Source organism: Hydrogenophaga laconesensis, assembly GCF_031457235.1.
Classification (GTDB): domain Bacteria; phylum Pseudomonadota; class Gammaproteobacteria; order Burkholderiales; family Burkholderiaceae_C; genus Hydrogenophaga; species Hydrogenophaga laconesensis.
In genome coordinates this window covers 38,674-57,473 of sequence record NZ_JAVDWE010000021.1, presented here as the reverse complement: position 1 = coordinate 57,473, position 18,800 = coordinate 38,674, and the positions used below count along the sequence as shown (strand labels likewise).

The 18,800-nt window shown below is 66.0% G+C and carries 19 protein-coding genes; 11 read left to right on the top strand and 8 right to left on the bottom strand.

The window, feature by feature from the left end; translation table 11 throughout:
- Nucleotides 1–44 precede the first annotated feature (44 nt).
- A protein-coding gene (locus tag J2X09_RS25135) for an IS3 family transposase (RefSeq protein WP_374726532.1) occupies nt 45–1,360 on the top strand; the annotation gives its coding sequence in 2 pieces (ribosomal slippage) (nt 45–465 and nt 465–1,360; 1,317 coding nt in all).
- A 37-nt stretch (nt 1,361–1,397) separates the two neighbouring features.
- Here the strand turns inward: J2X09_RS25135 and J2X09_RS25130 are convergent.
- Complete coding sequence (locus J2X09_RS25130) at nt 1,398–1,973, bottom strand: hypothetical protein (RefSeq protein WP_204734498.1); 576 nt, start codon at nt 1,971–1,973, stop codon at nt 1,398–1,400.
- 106 nt (nt 1,974–2,079) lie between these two features.
- On the opposite strand from J2X09_RS25130, the gene J2X09_RS25125 reads away from it, so the two are divergent.
- The 3 genes from J2X09_RS25125 (at nt 2,080) to J2X09_RS25115 (ending at nt 4,356) form a co-directional block, all read left to right on the top strand.
- On the top strand, nt 2,080–3,045 hold the full coding sequence (locus J2X09_RS25125) for a LysR family transcriptional regulator (protein WP_204734499.1): 966 nt from the start codon (nt 2,080–2,082) through the stop codon (nt 3,043–3,045).
- Nucleotides 3,046–3,068: 23 nt separating this feature from the next.
- Nucleotides 3,069–3,863, top strand: coding sequence for a metallophosphoesterase (locus J2X09_RS25120; protein ID WP_204734500.1), 795 nt, complete (start codon nt 3,069–3,071; stop codon nt 3,861–3,863).
- A 70-nt stretch (nt 3,864–3,933) separates the two neighbouring features.
- A complete protein-coding gene (locus tag J2X09_RS25115; RefSeq protein WP_204734501.1) occupies nt 3,934–4,356 on the top strand; it encodes a universal stress protein in 423 nt (140 codons plus the stop codon).
- A 67-nt stretch (nt 4,357–4,423) separates the two neighbouring features.
- Here J2X09_RS25115 and J2X09_RS25110 read toward each other — a convergent pair whose 3' ends face one another.
- On the bottom strand, nt 4,424–5,068 hold the full coding sequence (locus J2X09_RS25110; protein ID WP_310309691.1) for a TetR/AcrR family transcriptional regulator: 645 nt from the start codon (nt 5,066–5,068) through the stop codon (nt 4,424–4,426).
- Nucleotides 5,069–5,166: 98 nt separating this feature from the next.
- A complete protein-coding gene (locus J2X09_RS25105) occupies nt 5,167–6,096 on the bottom strand; it encodes a LysR family transcriptional regulator ArgP (protein ID WP_204734502.1) in 930 nt (309 codons plus the stop codon).
- Between the two features lie 149 nt (nt 6,097–6,245).
- On the opposite strand from J2X09_RS25105, the gene J2X09_RS25100 reads away from it, so the two are divergent.
- The 3 genes from J2X09_RS25100 to J2X09_RS25090 all read left to right on the top strand — a co-directional run bounded on the left by J2X09_RS25100 (nt 6,246) and on the right by J2X09_RS25090 (nt 10,207).
- Nucleotides 6,246–7,604, top strand: coding sequence for a D-amino acid dehydrogenase (locus J2X09_RS25100; RefSeq protein WP_204734503.1), 1,359 nt, complete (start codon nt 6,246–6,248; stop codon nt 7,602–7,604).
- 304 nt (nt 7,605–7,908) lie between these two features.
- Nucleotides 7,909–9,576 (top strand): ShlB/FhaC/HecB family hemolysin secretion/activation protein, encoded by a 1,668-nt coding sequence (locus J2X09_RS25095; RefSeq protein WP_204734504.1) that lies wholly within the window; start codon nt 7,909–7,911, stop codon nt 9,574–9,576.
- Between the two features lie 43 nt (nt 9,577–9,619).
- Nucleotides 9,620–10,207, top strand: a complete 588-nt coding sequence (locus J2X09_RS25090) for a hypothetical protein (RefSeq protein ID WP_204734505.1) — start codon at nt 9,620–9,622, stop codon at nt 10,205–10,207.
- On the opposite strand, the gene J2X09_RS25085 is transcribed toward J2X09_RS25090, so the two are convergent.
- On the bottom strand, nt 10,176–11,342 hold the full coding sequence (locus J2X09_RS25085) for a mandelate racemase/muconate lactonizing enzyme family protein (RefSeq protein WP_204734506.1): 1,167 nt from the start codon (nt 11,340–11,342) through the stop codon (nt 10,176–10,178). The two genes, J2X09_RS25090 and J2X09_RS25085, sit on opposite strands and share 32 nt — an antisense overlap.
- Nucleotides 11,343–11,449: 107 nt before the next feature.
- Here J2X09_RS25085 and J2X09_RS25080 point away from each other — a divergent pair, with 107 nt between their 5' ends.
- On the top strand, nt 11,450–12,385 hold the full coding sequence (locus J2X09_RS25080; protein ID WP_204734507.1) for a LysR family transcriptional regulator: 936 nt from the start codon (nt 11,450–11,452) through the stop codon (nt 12,383–12,385).
- 3 nt (nt 12,386–12,388) lie between these two features.
- Here J2X09_RS25080 and J2X09_RS25075 read toward each other — a convergent pair whose 3' ends face one another.
- From J2X09_RS25075 to J2X09_RS25060, 4 genes are all read right to left on the bottom strand, one after another.
- Complete coding sequence (locus J2X09_RS25075) at nt 12,389–13,285, bottom strand: M14 family zinc carboxypeptidase (protein WP_204734508.1); 897 nt, start codon at nt 13,283–13,285, stop codon at nt 12,389–12,391.
- Nucleotides 13,286–13,323: 38 nt separating this feature from the next.
- Nucleotides 13,324–14,580 (bottom strand): acyl-CoA dehydrogenase family protein, encoded by a 1,257-nt coding sequence (locus J2X09_RS25070; protein WP_204734561.1) that lies wholly within the window; start codon nt 14,578–14,580, stop codon nt 13,324–13,326.
- 195 nt (nt 14,581–14,775) lie between these two features.
- The gene (locus J2X09_RS25065) at nt 14,776–15,540 is read right to left on the bottom strand and encodes an alpha/beta fold hydrolase (RefSeq protein WP_204734562.1); all 765 of its coding nucleotides are present in this window, start codon (nt 15,538–15,540) and stop codon (nt 14,776–14,778) included.
- 44 nt (nt 15,541–15,584) lie between these two features.
- Nucleotides 15,585–16,634, bottom strand: coding sequence for a 2,5-dihydroxypyridine 5,6-dioxygenase NicX family protein (locus tag J2X09_RS25060; protein ID WP_204734563.1), 1,050 nt, complete (start codon nt 16,632–16,634; stop codon nt 15,585–15,587).
- A gap of 86 nt (nt 16,635–16,720) precedes the next feature.
- Between J2X09_RS25060 and J2X09_RS25055 the strand changes: the two genes are divergently transcribed.
- The 3 genes from J2X09_RS25055 to J2X09_RS25045 all read left to right on the top strand — a co-directional run bounded on the left by J2X09_RS25055 (nt 16,721) and on the right by J2X09_RS25045 (nt 18,754).
- Nucleotides 16,721–17,242 (top strand): flavin reductase family protein, encoded by a 522-nt coding sequence (locus J2X09_RS25055; RefSeq protein WP_204734509.1) that lies wholly within the window; start codon nt 16,721–16,723, stop codon nt 17,240–17,242.
- Between the two features lie 95 nt (nt 17,243–17,337).
- Nucleotides 17,338–17,796: a MarR family winged helix-turn-helix transcriptional regulator gene (locus J2X09_RS25050; RefSeq protein WP_310309685.1), complete on the top strand. Its 459-nt coding sequence runs from the start codon at nt 17,338–17,340 to the stop codon at nt 17,794–17,796.
- Between the two features lie 55 nt (nt 17,797–17,851).
- On the top strand, nt 17,852–18,754 hold the full coding sequence (locus tag J2X09_RS25045; RefSeq protein ID WP_204734511.1) for a DMT family transporter: 903 nt from the start codon (nt 17,852–17,854) through the stop codon (nt 18,752–18,754).
- Nucleotides 18,755–18,800 lie beyond the last annotated feature (46 nt).

The window sequence follows — 18,800 nt, the reverse complement described above, 5'->3', positions numbered from 1 at the left end:
CGGTCACGATGAACCGACAACGGAGTCGGTCACGATGGGCCGAAATCCTCGGTCACGATACCGAAACCAGCGGTCACGTTGGTCCGAAATACCCATCAGGCATCAAACGCACGCAGCGCGACTACACGGTGGCTTTTAAGCTGTCGGTGGTCGACCAGGTAGAAAAAGGCGAGCTCACGTACAAGCAGGCCCAGGAGCGCTACGGCATCCAGGGTCGCTCGACGGTGTTGGTGTGGCTGCGCAAGCATGGCCGCCAGAGCTGGGGTTCGGCATCATGTCGGCTTCCCATGCCAGTACCGATCAAGAATTCCTCATCTCCATCCGCTGCGCCGCTGACTCCTGAGCAGAGGATCAAGGCGCTTGAAGTCCAGCTTCGCGAGGCCAATGAGAAGGCTCAGCTGTTCGAGGCCGTGCTCGATGTCCTGAAGAAAGACTATGGGGTGCGTGTCGTAAAAAAGCCTTCGGGCAAGTCCTCTCGCAAAAGCTCGTCCCGGGGCTGAGCGTGTCGAGGGCTTGCCGCCATTGGGGCGTCAGCCGCCAAGCTTACTACCAACACCTGCAGCACCAGCAGCAATGCCGTGCCCGTTCTGACACGGTGATCGAGCTTGTGCGCTCCGTGCGCCTGCGCCAGCCGCGGCTGGGCGCGCGCAAGCTGCACCATCTTCTCAAGCAGCCGCTGCACCAGGCCAACGCGAGCCTGGGGCGCGATGCGTTGCTGGACGTATTGCGCGAGGCCCACATGCTGGTTCAGCCCAGGCGGGCGTATCACAAGACCACCGACAGCCATCACCGGTTGCGCCGTCATCCCAACCTGCTCAAGCAGGGGCCGGATCAGGTGCGCCCCACCGGCAGCGAGCAGGTCTGGGTGGCCGACATCACGTACCTGCCGACCGATCAAGGATTCGTCTATCTCAGCCTGGTGACGGACGCGTGGTCGCGCAAGATCGTGGGCCATCACGTGCACGACAGCCTGCACACCAAGCAGGTCAGCCGGGCGCTGAAGGTGGCGCTCAAGGGCCGCCAGACTGGGCAAATGCTGGTGCATCACTCGGACAGGGGCATCCAGTACTGCTCGAACGACGATCAGGAAATCCACCGCCGCCACGGCATCGCCTGCTCGATGACGGACGGCTACGACTGCTATCAGAACGCGCTGGCCGAGCGCGTCAACGGGATCTTGAAGATGGAGTTCCTGCTGCACCGGCCTGCCGATCTCACCCAGGCCAGCCGGATGGTCCAGCAGGCCGTGCAGATCTACAACCAAGAGAGACCGCACCTGTCCCTAAAATTGAAAACGCCCGATGAGGTTCATCGGGCGTCTGTTGCCGGCTGGATCACGCCGGCTGTGTGTCCTTCATAGGTGTCAACCTATGGCAGGACGGGTCACGCGTGGCGCTTCAGATGTAGTACATCAGGCGGTTGCGTGCACGGGCAGTACCCAGGCGCTCCCAGAAGCCCATCTCTGGCTCAGCGGCCTTGGGTGCCTCCGGCAGACCCAGGGGTGCCAGCGCTTCGGCGAAGGTCGGCGTCTGCGAAACAGCAACCGGTTCGTCGGCAGCCGTCTCGGCTTGCGTGCGGGCGGCCAGCAGCTCGGTCATCAGGCGGTGGTCCATGCGGGCCATCTCCCAGAGACGGGCTTCGGCGCGGGCTTCCGCCAGGGCTTGCGACCAGCCGTCCAGCGACACCACGGCGCGGCGGGCCAGCGAACGGGCGGTGTCGGCGAACAACGCCATGCCGGCGAAGACCACGACCCAGAGGAAGACCCAGGCCAGAAACAGTTGGCCGTCGGCCCAGGTGCTGATCAGGCGATCGGCGACCACGACCATGGCGGCCACGACGGCTGCCAGCAGCATGACGGAGAGGCCACGCGCACTGTCGTTGCGGCGCTGAATGCCGTCGACACCCTTTTGCGCGGGCGTGGAAGCCGGGCGCAGGCCCAGCGGGGCAGAAGGAAGGGAAGCGAAAGTGCTCATGGCGAACTCCAGAAAAAAGAAAAATGTCTTTTGGACAACGCAATACTAGGGTTAACCCTTGTATCTTTCCACTTTATCTTTGTGATGTTTTATATTCATCCAAGTGATGAATAACCTGAATTTCCGCACGCTGGACCTGAACCTGCTGCGCGTCTTCGACGAGGTGATGACCGAGCGCAATCTCACACGCGCAGCCAACAACCTCTCCATGACGCAGCCGGCGGTGAGCAATGCGCTGCGCCGCCTGCGCGAGGCGCTGGGCGACGAACTGGTCCGGCGTTCGGGCTATGGCGTGGAGCCGACAGCAGCCGCGCTGGCACTCTGGCCCACGGTGCGCGATGCGCTGCACATGCTTCGCGAGTCGCTGGCGCCCGGCACCTTCGACCCAACGAGCGCACGCAATGCCTTCGTGCTCGCGATGGCAGATGCCACCGCAGCCAAACTCATCCCCGGCCTGATGGACCTCTTCGAAAGTGAAGCGCCCGGCGCCAACCTGCGCGTGCTGCCGCTGACCACACGGGACCCTCGCGAATTGCTCGAGACGGGCACCGCCGATCTGGCGATCGGCCACTTTCCCGGCGTGCTGGCCGAGCTGGGCGCGTTGCACCTGCAGGAGCACAACCCGCACTTCCATCACCAACGCCTGTACGACGGCGAGTACGTGGTCGTGATGCGGCGAGGCCATCCGCTGGCGGGCAAGCCCCTGAGCCTGGACACCTACTGCTCGGCCCGCCATCTGCTGGTGAGCTTTTCCGGCCGTCCATTCGGTTTCGTCGACGAAGCCCTCGCAGCCGTTTCCCGGCAACGCCGTGTCGTGCTGACCGTCAACCAGTTCTTCACCGCAGGCCGGGTGGTCGCCACCACGGACCTGCTCACGGTGTTGCCGCGCCACTTCGTCGGCGCGACCGGCATGGAACACGAGCTCGCCTTGTGCGACCTGCCGCTGCAGGTGCCCGCCGTGCACGTCGATTCGCTCTGGCACCGGCAGGCCACCCAGAACACAGCCCACCGCTGGCTGCGCGAGAAGGTGGCACGGGCGGCCACCATTGGCTTCAGGCCCGGCAAGGCCTGAGCGCCCTGCACCACAATGTGCCCATGAACCTCCAGCTGCTCAGCGACCTGCACCTCGAAGCCAACCCCGACTTCACACCGGCACCTGCCCCGGGCGCCGATCTGCTGGTGCTGGCGGGAGACGTGGGCTCGTACCAACTGCGCCGCGATGGCAGCGCGATGGGCGAGCCCGACTGGGGCCTGGGCCGTTTCGCCGACTGGCCCGTGCCCGTGCTCTTCGTGCCAGGCAACCACGAGTACGACGCGCTCGACATCGACAAGGCGCATGCGCAATTGCGTGCAGCCTGTGAGCGGCTCGGCCTGATCTGGCTGGAACGCGAATCCCGGGTGATCGAGGGTGTGCGTTTCATCGGCACCACGCTGTGGAGCGATTACGACGCGCTGGGCGACCGGGAAAAGGCCTATCGCGCGGCCAACCATTACCTCACCAAGATGGCGGGCCAGCGCAACGGGACGCTGTTCGACGCCGAAGCCATGCGCGGCCTGGCGCTGGAGTGCCAGGACTGGCTGCGTGGCGCACTCGCGGAACCGTTCGACGGCACCACGGTGGTGGTGACGCACTTTGCCCCCACCCTGCACAGCGCAGACCCGCGTTACGGCCTGACCCCGGGCACCGCCGGTTTCTGCAACCGCCTGGACGACTGGTTGCCTCAGGCAGACCTCTGGCTGCATGGACACCTGCATTGCCCGACCGACGTAAAGGTGGGTCGCTGCCGCATCGTGGCCAACCCATTGGGCTATGCGATGAAGAACGAGCAGGGCGGGTTTCTTCCACAGCAATTGATCGAGGTGCCCGTGGGGAGAAGTCAACCCCTTTGAGCCAGCGCAAAGCGCGCACCGCACAAGGGCATACACTTAACCCTGACTTAACCATGAAGGAGATGCATTCATGAAGATCCTGCTGGCTGTCGATGGCAGCACCTACACCAAGAAAATGTTGGCCTACCTCGCGACCCACGACGAGATGTTCGGCCCCAACAACGCCATTTCGATGATCACGGTGCAGGCTCCGCTGCCCCCTCGCGCACGTGCGGCTGTGGGTGCCGCCGCCGCCAACGAGTACTACGAAGAAGAGTCCAGGAAGGTGACGAGCGCGGTGGCCAAGTTTCTCAAGCGCCATGGGATCGACGCCAAGGCCATCCACAAGGTGGGCTCACCCGGTGAGCAGATCTCCAAGGTGGCCGACGCTGGCAAGTTCGACCTCGTCGTCATGGGTTCGCACGGCCACAGCGCGCTGGGCAATCTGGTGATGGGCTCGGTCGCCACGCAGGTGCTTGCCCACTGTGGCGTGCCGGTGCTGCTGGTCCGCTGAAGCAACCCACACCCATCAAAAAAAGGGCCGCTGCATGCGACCCTTTTTCATGCGCGCGGCTCGGGGGTCAACGTGACTGCAATCCTTCGAAGCAGGTGCTCAGCACCATCTCGGTGATCTGCTCGTCCTCATACAGGCCGGTGCCCTTGAGAAATCCAAGCACCGGATCACAGCCCCGCGCGTACAGCGTGTAGAGCACGGCGATGGGCGGCAGTGCCCGGTTAAGGCTGCCGTCGGCCTGCGCAGCGATGATCCAGGCGCCCAGCCGGTCGCTGATGTCCATCAGCCCATCCACGTAGGCCTTGTTGTTGGTCAGTACCGCCCGCAGGCTGGAGTTCTGACTGGGCAGCGACGGCATTTCACCGGCCAGCTGCACCTCGATGGTCCAGCGCGCGACAGCTTTCAGCTGATCGACCGGCCGGCGGTCGGCAGCATCGCTCTGCAGCTTGTCCAGAAATGCGCGTGCGCGGTCCATCATCCGCACCATCGCCGCGCTGGCCAGGTCTTCCTTGCTGGAAAAATGCTTGTAGAGACTGGCCTTCGCGACCCCCACCTCGATCGCTACCTCATCCAGCGTCATCGCCTCGAAGCCCTTCTCGGCTAGCAGGCGGTTCACGACGGTAATGATCGCGTCCTCGCGAGCCAGGTGCATCTGCTCGCGGAAGCTGCGTTTGGCCGGAGCGGGGGGTTTGGAAGAAGTGACGCTGACCATGGGAGTCTCTTGACAGATTCTGGATTCTGCATCAGATCGACGACAGCGTCGACGTTGTGACTACAAAGTCAGCTTTCAGGCAGGGGAGTTAGGAACCGTCATGCCGCCAGTGCATTGGCGCCCTTGAGATTGACGCTCGCGGCGTGCCGCAATGCGGTGCTCAGGGCGTCCAGCACGTCGGAATTGAGGTTCCAGCAATGCCAGTACAGTGCCACGCCCAGGCGGTGTCGCGGCGCCAGATCCACAAGTTCGCCGCGGGCAAGCAGATCGCGAACGCGCAGTTCGGGCACCACGCTCACGCCCCACCCTGCCTGCACTGCGCGCACCTGACCTTCGCAGGACGGCACAAAGACTTGCTTGAGCATCACGCGCGGCAAACCGAACGCCTTGACCACGAAGGCATGCTGCAGGTTGTCCTTGCGGTTGAAGGTGACAAAGGGCACCTTGTGGAAGTTGTGCGCGCTCAAGCCCTTGGGCAGATGTTCGGCCGCGTAGCCCGCCTCGGCCACCACCACGTAGTCCATGGTGCCCAGCGACTCCATCCTGCAACCGCGCAGCGCCTGGCCAAGCGAGGTGACGCAACCCAGCACCTGACCTTCCCGAAGCCATTCGTGCGTGAACTCCTGGTCGTCTGCAATGATTTCGATCGGCAGACCGCCTTGGGCCAGCGAATCGAGTGCAGGCAAGGCCCAGGTGGCGATGCTGTCGGAATTGATGGCCACCGAGACGCGCTCCTCGTCGCGGCCGTTCCCGGTGGTGCTCGGCGCGAGCTCTTTGAGGTCCTTCTCGAGATCTGCCCTCAGCAACCGCATCATCTTGGCGTGCTTGAGCATGAGCTGCCCTGCTGCCGTAGGTTTGAGCGGGCGGCTCCGCACGATCAGCACGGTGCCGACCTGGGCCTCAAGCGCTCGCAAACGCTGCGATACAGCGGACTGCGTGATGGAAAGGCGCTGCGCGGCGCGCTCGAAGCCACCTTCTTCGATGATGGCTGCCAGACATTCAAGTGCGTCCGGATCAAAGGTGCTCATGGAACCTCCAGGGCGAAAACAGGATGCGGCCCCAAAAGGGACATTAGCTATTCTGATGAATCGGATTTTAGTTTAATTCCGCTTCAACAAAACAGCGATTGTTCCCATACTCCAGCGCTTTCACCATCCCCATTTTCATGGAGCGGATCATGCAAGTTACGGTTTTGGGTGCGGGCATCATCGGCGTCAGCACAGCCTGGCACCTGCTGCAGAGGGGCCACGATGTCACGCTGGTGGACCGGCAACCCAACGCGGCACTCGAGACCAGTTTCGCCAACGCCGCGCAGATTTCGGTGAGCTATTGCGAGCCTTGGGCCAACAAGGACGCTCCGCTCAAGACCCTGAAGTGGATGTTCTCGGACGAGTCTCCGCTGCTGTTCCGCCCCCAGCTGGACTGGGCGCAATGGCGCTGGGGGCTGCAGTTCCTGGCGCAGTGCAATGACAAGGCCTTCGTGCGCAACGTCGCGCAACTCGTTGCCCTGGGCGCCTACAGTCATGCGGCCCTGAAGGACGTGGTGGCCGACACCGGTATCGAATACAACCGCCTGGAACGCGGCATTGCGCACTACTACACCGACCAGAAATCGTTCGACGGCGCAGCCGATGCCGCCGCCGTGATGCAGCGCTTCGGCGTTCAGCGCCGCGTGGTCTCCCGCGATGAACTGCTGGCCATCGAGCCGGCGCTGAGGTCGTTCGGCGACCGCATCGTCGGCGGCACGTACACACAGAGCGACGAATCGGGCGATGCACGCGTGTTCACCCAGAAACTCGCCGCACTGTGCGCCCAGCGCGGCGCCCAGTTGCTGTTCGGGCACGATATCGAAAAACTGGAGAGCGACGGCCAGGAAGTGCGCCAGATCCGCGTGCGCAACCGCAACACGGGCATGGCGAGCGTTCTCAAGGCCGATGCCTATGTCGTGGCCTGCGGCGCCTACACCACACCCCTGCTCAAGTCGGTGAATGTGAACGTCCCGATCTACCCCGGCAAAGGCTACAGCGCCACCTTGCCGCTGCTGCAACCGGAGCGTGCTCCCACGGTGAGCATGCTCGATGACCAGATGAAATGTGCGGTGTCCCGGCTGGGCAACCACCTGCGCGTTGCAGGCACCATCGAACTTGGCGGCTTCGATCTGGCACTCGACACACCGCTGGCCCGTACGCGCTGCGAGATGCTGGTGCGCCGTATCGAGGAGGTGTTCCCGGGCGTGGCCGACACGCGCACACCCGAAGAGAACGGCAATCCGCAGTTCTGGTGCGGCCTGCGTCCAGCCACCCCCACCAACATTCCGCTCATCGGTCGCACGAAGCTGCGCAAGCTCTGGATCAACGCGGGCCACGGCACGCTGGGCTGGACGCACGGCGCCGGCTCGGGCAAGGCCATCGCCGAGCTCATCAACGGCGAACAGCCGGCGATGAACTTTGGATTCCAGGGCTCCGGAACGCGCACCAGGACCTACGCATCGGCTAGCGTGCCGCGCCTGCAAACGAAGTCCTCCGTGCGAAGCTGAAGCACAAGCTCAGGCCACCCTGCCCAACGTGCCCATGCGATTCGTTCCACAGGTTGGTCACTCCGTGAATTCCACCCCTCACTCTGTGCGCAACGCGCTCACAAGGCGCCGTGCCTCATAGACTCACCTGCGGCCTCGGGACAAAACCCTGAGCGCCTCGCGCTGCGGGCTTTACCCAAGCCCGCGTGCGCACCCGCAAAGCAAGGGAGTGAGTTTGTCGATACGGCGTCTTTCAGCGCGCGTACGCGCTGTTGGCGCTCGCGCAGTTTCATCCCGTTGGCCCGGCTGGACGCTGTCCTGCCTGATGGTCACCAACGCCGCGCATGCACAGTTTCCGGTCATACCGGCACCGGAGGTGCGGCAACAGGGCGAGCAGCAAGAGCGCCTTCAGCAAGAGCGCGAAGGCGCACGGCGCGGCCTCCTGCAACCCGGGTCCCAGGCCACCATCCCCAGCCCGCCAGAGCCCGTCAGGCCATGGCCCGACAGCGAGTCGCCATGCATCACGATCCGTGAGATCACGCTGGTCGGTGATGCCAGCGAGTCCTTCCCATGGGTGCTCGACGGCCTCGTCTCCGGTACCGATCCGGCTGTCGGGCGCTGCCTGGGCAGCAACGGCCTCAACGTCGCGGCCAGCCGCGCCCAACGGGATCTGATCGAAAGAGGCTACGTCACCTCACGCATCGTCTTCCAGGAACAGGACCTCGCCAGCGGGCGTCTTGCGCTCACCCTGCTGCCAGGGCGCATCGGTTCCATCCGCTTCGGCCAGCCCGATTCGCGCGCCACCGCGTTGAACGCGGTACCCGCCCATCCAGGTGACGTTCTGAACCTGCGTCACCTCGAACAGGCGCTGGAAAACTTCAAGCGCATACCGACTGTCGAGGCCGACATCCAGATCGCGCCCGCCAACACGCCAGACCGGAGCGACCTCGTCATCACCTGGCGTCAGGCTTTCCCCTTTCGCTTCAACGCCACGCTCGACGACAGTGGCTCCAAGGCCACCGGCAGATACCAGGGCAGCACCACCCTGAGCTATGACCACTGGTGGACGCTCAACGACCTGTTCTATGTCACCTTGAACCATGACCTGGGCGGCGGCAGTCCAGGCGCGCGAGGCACGCGCGGTCACACCGTCCACTACTCGGTGCCCTGGCACCACTGGTTGCTGGCGTTCACGCAGTCCAGCAACCGGTACCACCAGAACGTGGCAGGCCTCAGTCAGGACTACGTCTACAGCGGTCGCAGTGAAAACGCCGAAATCAAACTCTCGCGCCTGTTGCACCGCAATGCCAGCCAGAAGACCACCGTCGGCCTCAAAGCCTGGCTGCGTCGCTCCAGCAACTTCATCGATGACACTGAAGTTGAAACCCAGCGTCGCGCGACCGGCGGCTGGGAAGTCGGTCTGGCCCACAAAGCATTCTTCGGCCGCACCACGCTGGATCTGAATCTGGCGCACAAGCGCGGCACGGCAGCGTTTGGCGCCATCCCGGCACCCGAGGAAGCCTTCGACGAAGGCACCTCACGCATGCGCGTGACCACCCTGGACGTGAACCTCAGCGCTCCGTTCGCGCTGGGCGAACAACAGCTGCGTTACACGGGCACGGTGCGTGTGCAACGCAACGGCACCTCACTCACTCCGCAAGATCGCTTCGCCATCGGCGGGCGCTACACCGTCCGCGGTTTCGATGGCGAGTCATCCCTCTCAGCCGAGCGGGGCTGGTTCCTGCGCAATGACCTGTCGTGGACATTGGGCGACTCGGGTCAGGAGATCTACCTGGGCCTGGACCATGGCTCTGTCAGCGGCCCCTCGACCCAGTTCCTCGTCGGCCGGCATCTGACCGGGGCCGTGATCGGCCTGCGCGGCAATGTCCAGCCGTTGACCTACGACCTCTTCATCGGCCAGCCCGTCAGCAAACCCACGTACTTCCGCACACACAGCGCCGTCGCGGGCTTCAGTGTGAGCGCGTCTTTCTGACCTCGGAAGTTGTCACGACCAGGAAACACTTCGCTTCAATTCCATGAACATCAAGACCCGCACCCTCATCGGCACCATCCTGACGACATCACTGCTCACCGCCTGCGGCTCCCGCGGACCTGCGATCGCCGAACCCGACGAGCCCGAGGCAACGGCCACCGCGCGCAACACCGTCATCCTTCCGGCCATCACCTACGGCAAGACGCCGGCGGGCCTGCAACTGAGCAAGGCCGACGACAACTGCGACATCCCCACCTCACTCACGAACGCCCTCCAGGAGCAGCTGGAAGCCCCTTACGAGTTCGCCGTGCCCATGCCGTCCGAGGCGCTGGCGGGTGCACCGACGCTGCGCATCGAGATCACCGACATTCTGGCCAACGCCGGCGGTCTGTATGGCGGGCCGAAGATCGTCCGACTGCATGGCGTGCTCGAGCGGGTGGACGCGACGCCCGTGCATTTCGATGCGCAGCGCCATTCGTTCCTGTACTTTGGCGTGCCGCGCAGCACCTGCAAGATGGTGAGCATCGCGACGTATGGACTCGGCGGCGACATCGCCAACTGGCTGCTGGCGCCTGTGGACGGCGCGCAGCTGGGCGACCTCAACTCGCCAGTGCCCGCATCTCGGAAATGAGATCCGACTTGCCCTCGAACCCGATCCCGGGCAACGCGGGCAGGGTCACATGACCCTTCTCCACCGTCACGCCGTCCGGGAAACCGCCGTAGGGCTGGAACAGGTCGGGGTAGCTTTCGTTGCCACCCAGGCCGAGGCCTGCCGCGATGGCAAGCGACATCTGATGGCCGCCGTGGGGAATGCAGCGGCTGGGTGACCAGCCATATTCCTTCAGCATGTCCAGCGTGCGAAGGTATTCGACGAGGCCGTAGCTGAGCGCGCAGTCGAACTGCAGCCAGTCGCGGTCAGGGCGCATGCCGCCGTGGCGGATCAGGTTGCGCGCATCCTGCATGGAGAACAGGTTCTCGCCGGTGGCCATGGGGCCTGCGTACACCTTGCCCAGTTCGGCCTGCAGTTCGTAGTCGAGCGGGTCGCCGGCCTCCTCGTACCAGAACAGCGGGTATTGCGACAGGGCCTTGCCGTACTCGATGGCGGTCTTGAGGTCGAAGCGGCCGTTGGCGTCCACCGCGAGCTGCTGGCCCGGGCCGAGGATCTGCAGCACGGACTCGATGCGTTCGCAGTCGTCGGCGAGCGACGCACCGCCGATCTTCATCTTCACGACCGAGTAGCCGCGTTCCAGGTAGCTTTCCATTTCCTTGCGCAGGCCGTCGAGGCCTTTGCCCGGGTAGTAGTAGCCGCCGGCGGCGTAGACGAACACGCGCGGGTTCGGCGTGCCGTTGCCGTAGCGCTCGGCGAGCAGCTGGTAGAGCGGCTTGTTGGCGATCTTGGCGACAGCGTCCCACACGGCCATGTCGATGGTGCCGACAGCCACCGAGCGCTCGCCATGGCCCCCGGGCTTCTCGTTGATCATCATGCGGCCCCAGACCTTGTGCGGGTCCAGGTTCTCGCCGCTGTCGTCGAGCAGGCTGGCCGGATCGGCTTCGAGCACGCGCGGGCGGAAGCGGTCGCGGATGAGCCCGCCCTGGCCGTAGCGACCATTGGAATTGAAGCCGTAGCCGATGACGGGCTTGCCATCGCGGATGACGTCGGTGACCACCGCCACGAGGCTCAGGGTCATCTTCGAGAAGTCGATGTAGGCGTTGCGGATGTCCGACTTGATCGGACGGGTGGATTCGGCGATGTCGACGATTTTCATGGTGTTGCCAGGGGAGGAAGAAGCGATGGGTGGCATCATTCCCGCCGGGGCCTGCCCCGTCCAATACCCGAATCGCATACATCTATCTGCGCTCAAGCACCACAACCATGGGCCCAGGCAACCGACCGCTCGACCTCGAATGGCTGGAGGACTTTCTCGCGCTCGCCGAGACGGGCAACTTCTCGCGGGCCGCGCAGGCCCGACACATCGCCCAGCCGGCGTTCAGCCGCCACATCAAGTCGCTGGAGGAGTGGACGGGTGTGCCGCTGTTCGACCGCAGCGAGCACCCGACCGTGCTCACACCGGCCGGGCAGCGGTTCAAGCCGCTGCTGGAAGAGTTGCTGGGCCGGCTCGAATCGGCACGCAGCCTGGCCCGCGCCGCGCACGACGAAGCCGCGGCCGGCCTTCGCTTCGCGGCCACGCACCTGCTCTCACTGGCCTTTTTCCCTGCGTGGTTCTCGCGCGTCGAGCAGACGCTGGGCCCGCGCACGGTGCAGATGCATTCCAACGACCTGGCCGCCTGCGAGGACCTGCTGCTGCAACGCAGCGTGCAGTTTCTGCTGTGCCATGGCCATCCCGCGATGCCGGGGCGGCTGGAGGCATCGGGCCATCCCATGCAGCCGATTGGTGAGGACACGCTGCTGCCTGTCGTTGCCCTCGGGCCCGATGGCGCACCGCCATTCCACCTCGACGATGTGCCGCCCGACCAGGCCTTGCCCCTCCTGGCGTACCACGCTTCTTCAGGACTGGGCCGCATGCTGCAGGCCGGCCTGCCACCGCTGCCAGGCGGTGATGTACAACACCAGACTGTCTTCTCTTCGCACCATGCGGTGGTGCTCAAGGCCATGGCACTGGAGGGCCGGGGCATCGCGTGGTTGCCACGCAGTCTGGTGGCGGCCGAACTACAGGGCGGTCAGCTCGCGGTGGCGGGGGGCGATGAATGGGCGCTGCCGATGCAGATCCGCCTGTACCGCCAGCCGATGGAAATGACCGAATCGGCCGAAGCCCTGTGGTCGCTCGTGGGTGGCGCCCCGGGGGCTTGATGATCAGCCCGTCTTGCGGGCTTTCACCGGCACCAGCGGCGGGGCCTCTTCAGGTCGCAGCCGCTCAGCCATCCAGCGCTGCATGTCCATCCACATCTGGCGCATCTCGGCGTCCAGCGGCGTGCGCAGTGCGCTGGGCAGTTCCACGGTGACGACTGGCATGCCCTGGTGCACGCCGCCGTAGTTGCCGAGGCTGCCGGGAAAAATGCCGACCTGGTCCAGGTAAAGGCGACCGAGCTTGGGCGGCGGCACGCCGGGGCCGTCGAAGTCGAGCACGCCGTAGGGCGCGTGGATGCTCACGATGAGGTGGGGCTGGAAGCTTGCCATCTCCGAATGCAGGAAGCGCGACTCCGGTTCGGACAGCGGCTCCTTGCCTGGCCAGCGGCGCGGGTCCTTGCCGGTGCGCTTTTCCCAATAGACCTTGGCATCGCGGTGCCAGTTGGGCGTGGGGAAGTTGCGGTTCAGGTCGACGCCGTTGGCGTTGATGCGCCGCGCCGGGCGGGACAGCAGGCCGTCGGGGTTGAGCGCGGGGATGAAACGCCAGTGCGCGTTGGCGGGCATCTTCACCGCGTGCTGGATCCAGTGCAGCGCGACCGACGCCGACGAGAGCTCATCGCCATGGATGGCGCCCACCACCAGCACGCGCAACTTTGCCTCGGGCGCGATCACATCGCGCGCGTAGATCGTGCGACCGCGCACCGACCGGCCTTCGGTGGGCTTGAGTTCGGCGGCGTCGCACAGAGGGCGCTTGAGGTTGGGCAGGCGCGCGACAAACGCTTCGCAGGGTGATGCGGACGTGGCTGAAGCCGGTGGCGTGGCATGCGCACCGACGCTCACGCAACCCAGCAGCGCGAGCGCGATCGGGAACACATGGCGCGGCAGATGAACGCGAAAAGACATCGGGCCATTCTAGGTGCGTGGCACCCGAGGGGCGGCTCTCATTCGTCGCGCTCCCCCGCCTCGTACAGCGTCTCGCGCCCCATGCGATCGAGGATGAGTTCGGCCGTCCACGGCAGCATGAGCGCGCCGCAGCGGCTGTCGCGGTACAGGCGCTCCAGCGGCAGGTGCTTCATCATGCTCTGCCCGCCACAGGTGCGGATGGCCAGCCGCGCGATGTCGTTGGCGCCTTCCATGACGCTGTAATGCGCGGCGTATAGGCGCAGCTTCTCGTCCTTCGATGGATTGGGCCGGGCCTCGGCGATGGCGCGCGCGAACAGGCTCTTCATGCCTTCGAGCTGGATGCGCAACTGCGCCACCGCGATCTGTTTGGTGGGGTACTGGCGCCGCTTCACCGGCGGTTCGCCTTCGACTTCGCCGCGCAGGTACTTCACCGTGAAGTCATAGGCCGCCGTGGCCAGGCCCAGGTACGTGGGCGCCAGGGTGAAGAACATGGCCGGCCAGGTCTGTGCGCCCTTGAAGTAGATGCCACGCGGCATGAGTTGCTCGGCATCGCTCACGAACACGTCCTTGAACGCGAGGTTGCGGCTGACCGTGCCGCGCATGCCCAGCGGATCCCACTCGCCGCTGATGGAAAAACCCGCGCTGGTGGCCGGCACGCTGAGGTAGAGCGTGTCGCGCGCATCGGGGTGGTCGTCGCCCTTGTCCTCGGTGCACAGGATGCCGTAGTAGTCGGCCGCACCCGAGAGGCTGGCGAAGATCTTGCGGCCATTGACGCGCCAGCCCCCCTCCACCTTCTTCGCGGTGGTGCCAAAAGGCGCGCGCCCCGCCGCGGCGGCACTGCCTTCGCTGAAGGGCTGGGCGTAGATCGCGCCATCGTTCACCACGCGGCGAAAGTGCAGTTCGCGGCGTGCCAGGTGTTCGGTGCGCTGCCCGTCGGTCATGGGAATACCGTCGGCCAGCACGCCGGTCCACATCGTGCTGCAGATGTGCATGTTCCAGGTGAGCGCGGTGGCGCCGCAGAAGCGCCCGATCTCGGCCGCGACCATCATGTAGGTGGCGTAGTCCGCGCCAAGACCGCCATGCGCGGTGGGCACGCACAGTTTCAGAAAGCCCGCGTTGCGCAGGTCGTCGTAGTTGGCGAAGGGAAAGCTGGCCTCGCGGTCCCACTGCGCGGCGCGTGGCGCGAACTTCTCGCGGCCCAGGCGGTGCGCGGTGGTCAGCAATTCACACTGCAAAGGCGTGAAGACCATGTCGCCGACAGCGGGGATGAAGTCCAGCGCGGAGGCGTTCGGCATTGGCGCGTTCATGGGCAGTCTCCTTGAATCTCCGTTTTCATCGCCTCGGCGCGCGAACCGCAACGCACGAAACAACGCCATCCAGAAGCATCGAGGGCCCGGCTCTGCCGGCCCAAGGTGCTGTCCCTCCTCGAAGCGCCAAAGGCGCGCCACGGAGGGGGGAAGCCGCGTCAGCGGCGCAGGGGAGTGTCGACATCAGTGCGTGTCGCGCGAGCGGTCGCTCGCCGGCTCGCTCAGGAAGTCGAGCAGCAGCGCGTCGAACTCGTCGGGCGCCTCCAGGTTCATGAGGTGCCCAATGCCCGGCAGTTCGGCGTAGCGTGCGCGCGGAATGGCGGCGGCCATCTGCTTCATCACGGCGGGCGCGGCCACGCGGTCGAACTCGCCGCCCACGAGCAGCGTGGGCACACCGATGCCACCCAGCGCGGCCTGGCGGTCGAAGGTGACGAGGCAGTCGAGCGCGCGGCGGTAGGTGGCCGCGGGGACGCCAGCCATGCAGTGTTCGGCCAGTCGCACGCCCTCGGGCAGCGAGCCGGGGCCGACCATCTGCGGCACCAGTTTCTGCGCCACCTCGGCCATGCTCTGGCCCGCGTCCAGCGGCGCGGTGCGCTGCGCGACGAACTGTTTCGCCCACGCGTCCGCATTGCGGCCATCGGTGCGCTTGCCGAACGCGGCCGAGGTGCCGCAGAGCACCAGCCGGCTCACACGCTCGGGCCGGCGCGCCACCACTTCCTGCGCCACCATGCCGCCCATGCTGTGGCCGAGCAGCACCACGTGCTCGCACCGCAGCGCGTCGATGAGATCGATGCAACTCTGCGCCAGACCCTTGAAGGTGTAGGGCTCGATGGGTGCGCTGTGGCCGTAGCCCGGCATATCCCAGGCCACGGCGCGGTAACCGGCCGCGGCCAGTGTCTCCACCTGCGGCGCGAAGGCCACGTGGCCGCCGCCAATGCCGTGCAGCATCAGCACGGTGGTGGGGCCACTGCCCAGGGTGGTGAACTTCGGGATCACGCCACCACCCTCCCTGCGTCGATCACCACCGAGCCATCGAGCGCGACCGTGCAGCCCCGCAAAGGAAAGTCGAAATGCCCGCGCGTGTGGCGCCCGGCCACTTCGTTGGCGCCGGTGCTGTAGAGGAAGTTGCCGGCGAAGGCGCGCAGTTCGGTGCCGTTGAAGTCGCGCTTGTCGTACAGGGCCATGCTGTCCCAGCGAGCGGCGTCGTTGAGGCCATAACCGACATGGCTCACGGCATAGGCGGCCTGCTCGTTCCATGCGGCGTAGTGGCTGCGCAGCAACTCGGCATCGACACCCTGGCCATCGATGCGCGTGACGTGGTCGTTCTCGATCGTGAGCGTGATCGCGCGCTCGATGTAGCGCTTGAAGGTGAGGTTCACGTCGCCCTCGGCCAGCACCAGCGTGCCGTTCACACTGCCCGCTGCGGGAAACGCCAGCACCATGCCGCCCGGCCAGTGGGTGAGCGTGCCGGGTCGCGTGGTGGTGCCCCAGTTGCCGCCCACCACCGAGCCCTGCAGCGAGATGGACAGGTCGGTGCCGGCGGCGGAGGTGACGCGCAACGCCCGGGCACCGCGCACCCGTCTCACGTGGTCTTTCACCAGCGCCTCGGTGGCGCTGTCGGGCAGCAGGCGCACCAGGGCCTCGGGATGCTCGTTGCTCACATAGACGACGCGCGGCTGCGTCTGGCCATTGCCCTTGAGGATGGCAGGAAGCTCGGGCGCGTGCATGAGGCCCTCGACCGTGCAGTCCACCACCAGCGTGCAGCCCGCCAGTGCGGCGATCACCGGCGCGAGCTGCTGGATGGCCGGACTGGCACCGGTAGAGCGGGAAACGGGCTCGTGCGTGCTGAAGACAGAAGACAACGTGAGCGTGAAACTGTGCACGCCGATGCGCGCTGCGGCAAGCCTTGCCAGCTCCATCAGCACCGGCCGGCTCTGGGTTTCACCGAGAATGGCCACAGTGTCGCCGGGCTGCGCGGCGCAACGGCGCAACAGGGTTTCGAAGGCGTCTATCCAGGCGGGTTCAATCCGCTCCTGCAGCATGGGGGTCTCCTGGTCGTGGCCGGCTTGCGTCAGTTTTCTGTGGTCGGCCTTGCCATTATTCATGATTTTTCATATAAATTTCCACCATGTCCCCAGCCCGATCCGCCGGTCTCCAGGCTCGTCCACCTGATTTTTCGGTGCCCGAGTTCCGCGCCTCGCTGGGCATGTTCGCCACGGGCGTGACCATCGTCACCGCGCGCACCGACAGCGGGGCCCTGCTGGGCCTCACGGCCAACTCCTTCAACTCGGTCTCGCTGTCGCCGCCATTGGTGCTCTGGAGCCTGTCGCGCCTGGCGGGCTCGCTCGCGGCGTTCTCCAATGGCCGGCACTACGCCATCAACGTGCTCGCGGCCGATCAGCAGATGCTGGCCGAGCGCTTCGCCGCGCGCGACACCGACCGCTGGGCGGGCGTGGGCTTCACCGAAGGCGTGAACGGTGCGCCTGTGCTCGATGGCGCGGCAGCGAGCTTCGAATGCTTCAACCGAAGCCAGTACGCCGAGGGCGACCACGTGATCTTCGTCGGCGAGGTGGAACGCTGCACCCACCGCTCCGGCGCTTCGCCGCTGCTGTTCCACGGCGGACGCTTCTACACGGAACACCCCTTGTGAACACGCGGCCAGGGCGCGGTGCCGCGGCGGAGCGTGAGGGCGAGCGGGACGGCCGCCGGGCCGCCCCAAGGCCGGCTCAACCCCCTCGGGGGGCAGTGACCCGCGCAGCGGCGGAGCGTGCGGGCCCTGCCCCCTCACGGTTCGTCGACGACTACCTGGGCTACCTGCTGGGCCAGGCCAATCACGCGCTGTTCAAGGATTTCGAGGCCGTGGTCCGGGAGGCCGGCTTGAGCGGCATCGAATGGCGGGTGCTGGCCACGCTGTCCGGCCAGGCGCCCATGCCGGTGGGGCAGCTGGCGCACGAAGTGCTGAGCCAGCAACCCACCGTCACGCGGCTGGTGCAACGGCTGGCCGCGCAAGACTGGGTCTCTCTGAGCGACGACCCCGCGGACCAGCGCCGCACGCTGGTCCGCATCACCGAGACCGGGCAGCGGAAGGTGACGCCGCTGATGGCCCTGGCACGCCAACACGAGGCAGCGGTGCTGGGCACGCTGGATGCCTCCGACGTGCAACGCCTCAAGGAACAGCTGCGCCGGCTCGCGCAGCCCGGCTGAACACCCGAAGCCCCGGCGACAGCCGGGACACTGGCGCGCACCGACAATCGCCCGCATGACCACGCCGGCCCAACGCAAGACCCACCTCGACTCGCTCGCCATCACCCTGCTTGTGGCGTGCTGCGCCTTCTGGGGCTTCCAGCAGATCCTCATCAAGGACACCGTGGCCGAAGTGCCACCGCTGTGGCAGGCCTCGCTGCGCTTCTGGGCCGCGGCCGTGCTGATCGGGCTGTGGTGCCGGGCGCGTGGCGTGCCACTGTTCGCACGCGACGGCACACTGGGCGCCGGTCTGGTCGCCGGTGCGCTGTTCGCCGCCGAGTTCACCTTCATCTACCTCGGGCTGCTGCACACCACCGCCTCGCGACTCACCGTGTTCCTCTACACCAGCCCGTTCGTGGTCGCGCTGTTGCTGCCGCGCGTGGTGCCGGGCGAGCGTCTGCGGCGCATCCAGTGGGTGGGCCTGGTGATCGCGTTCGCCGCGGTGGCGCTGGCGTTCAGCGAGGGCTTCACGCACAGTTCGCCCGTGGCGGGCCAATGGATCGGCGACGCGATGGCGCTGGGCGCTGGCGCGCTCTGGGGCCTGACCACACTCACGATCCGCGCCACGAAGCTGTCCGGCGCAAGCGCAGAGAAAACCCTCTTCTACCAGGTGGCGGTGACAGCACTGACCGCGCCCATCGTCTCGCTGGCCCTGGGCGAGGTGTGGTCGCTCGACTACTCCGCGCGCGCGTGGGGATCGCTGGCGATCCAGACCGTGGTGGGTGCGTTCGCCAGCTACCTCACCTGGATGTGGCTGCTGCGGCACTACCCGGCCACGCAGATGTCGACCTTCACCTTCCTGACGCCGGTGTTCGCGCTGGTGTTCGGCGTGGTGCTGCTGAGCGAACCGCTCACGTTGCAGCTGGGGGTGGCACTGGTGGGCGTGGCGGCGGGCATCGTGCTGGTGTCCCGGCGCTGAAGCCCGCGCCCGTCAGCCCGCGGTAAGCCCGCGAACCGACGATTTT